This window comes from Fervidicoccus sp. (genome assembly GCF_049967375.1).
Taxonomy (GTDB): Archaea; Thermoproteota; Thermoprotei_A; order Sulfolobales; family Fervidicoccaceae; genus Fervidicoccus; species Fervidicoccus fontis.
In genome coordinates this window covers 22,432-28,431 of the sequence record NZ_JBMFSV010000016.1, presented here as the reverse complement: position 1 = coordinate 28,431, position 6,000 = coordinate 22,432, and the positions used below count along the sequence as shown (strand labels likewise).

Below are 6,000 nucleotides of genomic sequence, written 5' to 3'. Positions count from 1 at the left end.
TAACAAATCCGCTATCAAAAGCTAAAGTTGAAGGTCTTTATACAGATCTAAAAGTAAATAAATTATGAAATTAGTAATAATTAAATAATGATGAATGGTATTACCCCTGAAGCAATATGCAATGATGATAAAAGATGACTGAAAATGTTCCATTTGACCAGTTAAACTTTTCCAATATTGTAATCAAGAAAGTCTATGAGGAGAAACTGAAAGAGTTCAATGATAGACTATCAGAAATAAAAAATCCAAACATTATATATGTCTCAGATCTGGTTTACTGTCCATTGAAAAGGCTTTTCAGAATGCAATATCCTGAAATTTCTTTTATTTTTGAACCGCAGGCTATTCAGGGAGAGCTGATCCATAAGGGGTTACAACTCTATTTAAAGGACTTGGGTTATGAGATAGAAAAGGAAATTTCAGAGAAGATATATATAAACTCCGAAGAGTTTGTTCTAAAGGGAAGAATGGATGCTTATAAAGAAGGGGAGGAAGTGATTGAAATAAAAACAGCAAAAAGTAGCTTAGGGATACCTCATGATCATCATATTCTTCAACTAAAAATTTACCTCTCTATGACCAATATCAGCAAGGGCACTCTTATTTATGTCTCTCCCGATAGAATAGCAGAGTTTCCAATAAAAAAGGACAATTTGGATCTGAGTAAGCTGGTATTTGACTACTTATCTAAAAAATATGCCCCTAGATGGGATTGGGAGTGCAAGAACTGTATATTCAGCAAGCTCTGTCCGTACAGATTGGAATAAAAAAATCTTTGAGGTCGGGAATATTGCTAGATGAAGGAATGCCCGTAGTGCTCTTTTTTCCAGACAATACGAAGAAGCTTGTAGTCCTGAAAAGAGGAAAATATACTGAAAGCAAGTATGGAAGAATTAAGCATGACGATATAATAGGCAAAAACCTGTTAGGGAAATTTGTAAAAACTAATAGCGGTGCGAGAATTCTTGTTCAGAAGCCTACAATTGACGAAATAATATATTCTCTTTTCAAAAGGAAAAGTCAAGTCATCTATCCTAAAGACGCATATGCGATTATTTCTGAAGCAGGGTTAAAAAGAGGAGATAAAGTAGGCGAGGCTGGAGTAGGATCCGGGTTTCTTGCAGCCCATATACTAAGCGTTATTGGAAATGAGGGAGAATATTACGGCTATGATTTGAGAGATGATATGATAGAAACAGCTATAAATAACCTCTCTCTTCTTGGGTACGATGTTAGTGGAAAGATCAGAAAGAAAGATGTAAAGGAAGGCATTGATGAGAGCGATCTTAACGCCTTCTTTTTAGACCTCCCCGATCCTTGGAATGCAGTTAATGCAATATATCCATCCTTAGCCCCAGACGCAAGAATTGTCATATTCGTACCAACCTTAAATCAAGTGATTAAATTCCTTGCCTCAATAGATGATTCCAGCAAATTTAAAATAAACAGAATATTCGAGACGTTTAGCAGAGAATATGCGGTTTCAAAAGATGCGCTCAGACCTAGCCCTATCCAATCATCATTCACGGGTTATATTATTTCATTGGTTAAAATATCGGAGTAAACTTATTAAATAAAAATTAGAAATTTTAAAACAATGTTTTGATTTTTGGCGGTATGATATGAAAAGAATTAGCGAATCAATCAAGATAATCACCGATTTTGAAAAAGACGTTGAGGAATTAAAAAGCACTTATGAAAAGAAGTTCTCGAATTTAATTGAAGTTGCAGAGAGAAATGCGAAAATGCTGAACGAAGTAGCAAATGCGATTGTAATCTCAGCCAAAAAGGAAATAGACGAAAAGCTCAAAAACGAATCTAAGGAAGTTGAGGAAGAATACAACAAAAAGCTCAAAGAAGAATTGGCCAAAATTGAAGAAGCAAAGGAGAGAAAATTCAAATTAGCTGTTGAAGAGGCTTTAAAGTCCTTTCTGGGGAAATTCGATGAGAGAGCTTGATTATTCATATTTGACGCCTAAGCTCTACTATTGGAAGTCCAAATTGTTAAATTTTAACAGCTACAAATCGATAATTGAGACAAACGAACTTGAGAAGATCATAAGCATTTTGGAGCAGTCTGGAATTAAAATAAGCGGAGAAAAATCGGAAATCAATGTCGATATGATTGCAACCCAGATCGAAAAATTTACTCTAAGTATGATAGAAGAAATTATAAAGATTGCTCCAGAAGAAACATCTTCATTAGTAGGAAGCTTTTATAATTGGCTTAACATGAGTGCATTGCTTTCTGTAGTGAAAATATACCAAAATAAAAAAAATATATCCTATGCGGGCTTCATACTTTCTGATGAAACATTTTCTAAGCTGAAAAAGGGAATAGATTCGGGTTCTGTAACATTAAATGAAGATCCAAACAGCATAGCTTTGCTTATGAAGTATTTTTTTGGGTATGAAATTGTCGCCGAGCTGGGTAAGTACAAACAGCTTGCCGAACAAAGCTCGTGTTTTTCTCTATATCAGATCCTAGGAACGATGTTTTATGCGAAAAAGATAAAGTCCGCTTTTAGCGAAATTGATACGTTCAACTACATGATGGTCAGGGAACTTTTAGGCGCATATATGGACATGAAAGCAGTTGAGGAATTTATCAACGCTCATAAAATGTGCAATGATAAAAAATCCATCGAGCATATCGCATTGGAATACAATGGCTTCTTTATAAATGGTAAAGATATATCAAATTCTCTAATTTCTGGGAGTTATGAAAGTTCATTTGAATTGCTAGCTTCAAAACTGAATATAAAATCTGAAAAAGATGAGAAGAAAGACGTAAGTTTTAATATAAAGAGAAAAATCAGGAACTTGGCTGAACACCAGTTCGGAAAGTATCCGTTTTCACCGGCTCTCAGTCTTGGATACGTATTGCTCCTCTTAATTCAGAGGGACAATTTGATGTCCATACTTATTGGAAAAAGCAGCAACATAAGTGAAGAGATTATATTAGAAAATCTCGTTCTTTAAGATGCCTCGAAAAATAATTGCTTCGCTTATGGTCTTTTTCTCTCGTAGTTCCATTCATAAGTAGAGTATTTGTTTTTATATAATTCAAGTGATAAATCAAACTCTTTTTCCGATAGAAAATCTAAGTAGAATCCTTTCAAATCCTTTACTCTCATAAATCCATAAATTAGAGCATTGACTACGTCTCTCTCTCTTATATCATTCCTGATTTGAGAAATTGTAGTCACCCTATATTTTACGGAGCTAACTTTCTTTTCTGCGAGCTTTTTTAGGGGAACTTTAAGGACGCTTGAAAGCACGCTTAGATTTGTATTGTATAACATAGCTCCGTGAATAAATGCGCAGTTTCTTCTTATGCTTCCTGCAATTCCAATAATTTTTTTCCCATCTATGATGATATCATTATAATTTTCTTTTTTAGGAGAGAAGCCCAGCTTTTCCAATGCATATATTGCACCGTTTATTAGATAATTAAAAAGGTAGTCAACTCCCCCCTTTTCTCCCTCCGGCACCTTTGTTGAAAAAGCGAAGTTAATATTACCTAAATCGTGGTACACCGCTCCTCCTCCTGTGAATCTTCTTGTTATCGCTATTCCGTTATTTTTCGCATATTCAAGATCTACTTCTTCTTCTGGAACCTGAAAAACTCCTATTACAACAGCATTTTTATTTCTCCATATTCTTAAGATGTCATCTCCATCATCTCTGCACCTGCTTATAAAAAGTGCTTCCTCAATTGATAAATTCATATAAGGATCCTCAGGTCTTTCCTCTAGTAATACCCTCAATTCGCCCAATTTCATTCACCACCAATTATAGCTCTTACGAGATCATCTGGAGTCATTCCAACAAATTCAGCACCGAGCTCATCAATCAGCTTAGTTACTACTTCTTTTACCGCATTTTCATCAAATTTTGTTCCTTTAAGCCTTTCCTCCAATATCCATAAAAATTCCTCGGGATAAATGAAGAAGTCCCCAGTTATCTCGATTTTTTCAATCTTATCATCGTCACTGAGTAATACCCGGCTCTTCAAAAGTCCTTTCTTCGCTTTGTATTCACTATATGTTTCTCTCATTACTTTCGACCACTGATATTTATTTACAAATAACTTTATAGATCGTTAAATTTTAAAAATTAATATAAAATAGTCTGCTTAAATACTTTCGGTTATCTCTTTAATAGAGGCTGTTGCTAATTGAGTGAAGAATTAAGCAATAAAAGCATCAATTGCAAGAGCATCGGCTATCTAAATATATGTGAAAATGATGTCATCGAGTATAAGAAGGAGGAGCTCGTTCTATCTGATGTTTTGAGGAAAATAGAAGAGTGCATTGATAGGAACAGATGTTCTAAAGGAGTGTTGCTTGCAGAAGACTTTATGCCAATAAGGAAAGTTGATAAGTGGAAATACTTAGAAAAGGCAGAAGAGTCACTTGAAAATGTCATTTCTTCAGGCAAGGAAAAGCTAGTTATGAAAGGTAAGATAAATCTATCTGAAATTCTGAAAAGTTCTAAATATAGCAAAATTAAGAATTTTGAACCAGTGTCTATTCCTTTTGGTATTATCTTAGGAGTTAGGTATAAAAATTCAGTGCTAATACCATCAGAGTCATTTAGCGACTTCCGCCAGTCCGATCAAAGAGCGGTTCAGTCATTCTTTGAAATTCGTAATTATTTTCCTCTTCTATCATATGCTGCTTTTTCCCTTCTAAAAGTTTATAGAAAGCTATTATATGTAATAGACCTCCCCGTAACAATAAAAGGAAATAGATGCCCAGAAAAGGGCTTTAAACTTCAATGTTATTCATATTCGGGAAGCGCTAGATGCATTTTTGATCCGAATATCATTTGTCCGTTGCGGGTCCTGTACAGAAGACCTAACAGAGAATTATATGGAGGAGTCTTTTATTGGCTCAATACGCTGAGAATGATTATTGAGGATAAAGAAGTGAGAAGTTCTACAAAACCGATTGATACTATTGTTACAAGCTTTCTCACCTATTATTTGTACGGAATAGCTTTATCTTTAAGCGAGTCCTTGTTCAGCCTCATCGGAAAAAAAGAATATATAGATCGCGGTAGCTATAGCTTTAGTGAGGTTGAAAGCGGAATTACTCAATTGAAAGGGATGACAAATAATTATAAATTAAAAGAATTTATGGACTTATCGATGAAAGAGCTGAGGGAAATAAAGAATTCGTCAAATCCATATGAAATGAGGACAAGGTCTATCATATCCTTAGATAACCTTATGCTAAAAACCAAAATCTTGAGGAAAACTATTGTCAACGATTCGATATATAGCTCATGCCATCCTGCAGAATTGCATGCTGGAATTATAGAAGGATATATTAATACTTATTTTCCACTGCTTAGGGGTTCAATTTCAAAAATTGTTTCTGAAAAAATAAGCATGCTTTTGAGGATAAACGGATGCATCGAGCCTTCAGACCTTTCATCTATATTAGAAAGCAACCTTTCAAGTGTATTATTAAACATGCTTACTGAAAAAAATCTTCTTTCAAAAAAGAAGGGCATAGAAGGTTACGTTTATTTTGTCAAATGAGAAAAATTTTACAAAAATAATTTTAAATCATTAAGTTAACTTGTAAGTGTCTGTTTTTTATAAAGGGTGCATGTAATTTGAGCGATAGCAAAGAAGGCAAAAAAACTGTACTGAAAACAGCGAGTTTAGGCATACTTTCAGGAGTTATTTTAATCATTATAGACTTATATTTTAAAAATACCCTCCTTTCTTTAAAGTCATATGAATTATTGATAGGCAGTATTATAATTTGGATGTTGACTTTCTTTCTTAAGGTGTTTTTTTATCCGACAAGATTCGTGTTAAGTTTTGTAATTTCAGGTTTCTTCCTTCTTTTTGTATATGAAGTTTTAATTGGTAGAACCGAAGTAGTTTATGCATTTCTTTTAGGATCTCTTTTAGGATATTTGCATTCTATCTTAAAGCTTACAACTGAAACTCCCTCACTAAAAGACGAGAATTAGGTTTAA

The 6,000-nt window shown here is 34.0% G+C and carries 8 protein-coding genes; 6 read left to right on the top strand and 2 right to left on the bottom strand.

Features of this window, described 5'->3' with window-relative positions:
* Positions 1-134: 134 nt before the first annotated feature.
* From cas4 to ACP5SL_RS04155, 4 genes are read left to right on the top strand one after another with little or no spacing between them, the layout of a single operon-like run.
* The gene (gene cas4 / locus ACP5SL_RS04170; protein ID WP_014558444.1) at positions 135-767 is read left to right on the top strand and encodes a CRISPR-associated protein Cas4; all 633 of its coding nucleotides are present in this window, start codon (positions 135-137) and stop codon (positions 765-767) included.
* Positions 719-1,564, top strand: coding sequence for a tRNA (adenine-N1)-methyltransferase (locus ACP5SL_RS04165; protein WP_428228218.1), 846 nt, complete (start codon positions 719-721; stop codon positions 1,562-1,564). Before cas4 ends, ACP5SL_RS04165 begins: the two co-directional genes overlap by 49 nt.
* 58 nt (positions 1,565-1,622) lie before the next feature.
* A complete protein-coding gene (locus ACP5SL_RS04160) occupies positions 1,623-1,958 on the top strand; it encodes a hypothetical protein (RefSeq protein WP_014558446.1) in 336 nt (111 codons plus the stop codon).
* Complete coding sequence (locus ACP5SL_RS04155) at positions 1,945-2,982, top strand: V-type ATPase subunit (RefSeq protein ID WP_014558447.1); 1,038 nt, start codon at positions 1,945-1,947, stop codon at positions 2,980-2,982. Before ACP5SL_RS04160 ends, ACP5SL_RS04155 begins: the two co-directional genes overlap by 14 nt.
* A 26-nt stretch (positions 2,983-3,008) precedes the next feature.
* Here the strand turns inward: ACP5SL_RS04155 and ACP5SL_RS04150 are convergent, their stop codons facing one another.
* Positions 3,009-3,779: a lipoate--protein ligase family protein gene (locus ACP5SL_RS04150; protein ID WP_158308339.1), complete on the bottom strand. Its 771-nt coding sequence runs from the start codon at positions 3,777-3,779 to the stop codon at positions 3,009-3,011.
* 2 nt (positions 3,780-3,781) lie between these two features.
* Entirely contained in the window at positions 3,782-4,060 is a 279-nt protein-coding gene (locus ACP5SL_RS04145) for a lipoate protein ligase C-terminal domain-containing protein (protein WP_193803295.1), read from the bottom strand.
* 120 nt (positions 4,061-4,180) lie between these two features.
* Between ACP5SL_RS04145 and ACP5SL_RS04140 the strand changes: the two genes are divergently transcribed.
* Entirely contained in the window at positions 4,181-5,551 is a 1,371-nt protein-coding gene (locus ACP5SL_RS04140) for a hypothetical protein (RefSeq protein ID WP_428228217.1), read from the top strand.
* 77 nt (positions 5,552-5,628) lie between these two features.
* A complete protein-coding gene (locus ACP5SL_RS04135; RefSeq protein ID WP_014558451.1) occupies positions 5,629-5,994 on the top strand; it encodes a hypothetical protein in 366 nt (121 codons plus the stop codon).
* Positions 5,995-6,000 lie beyond the last annotated feature (6 nt).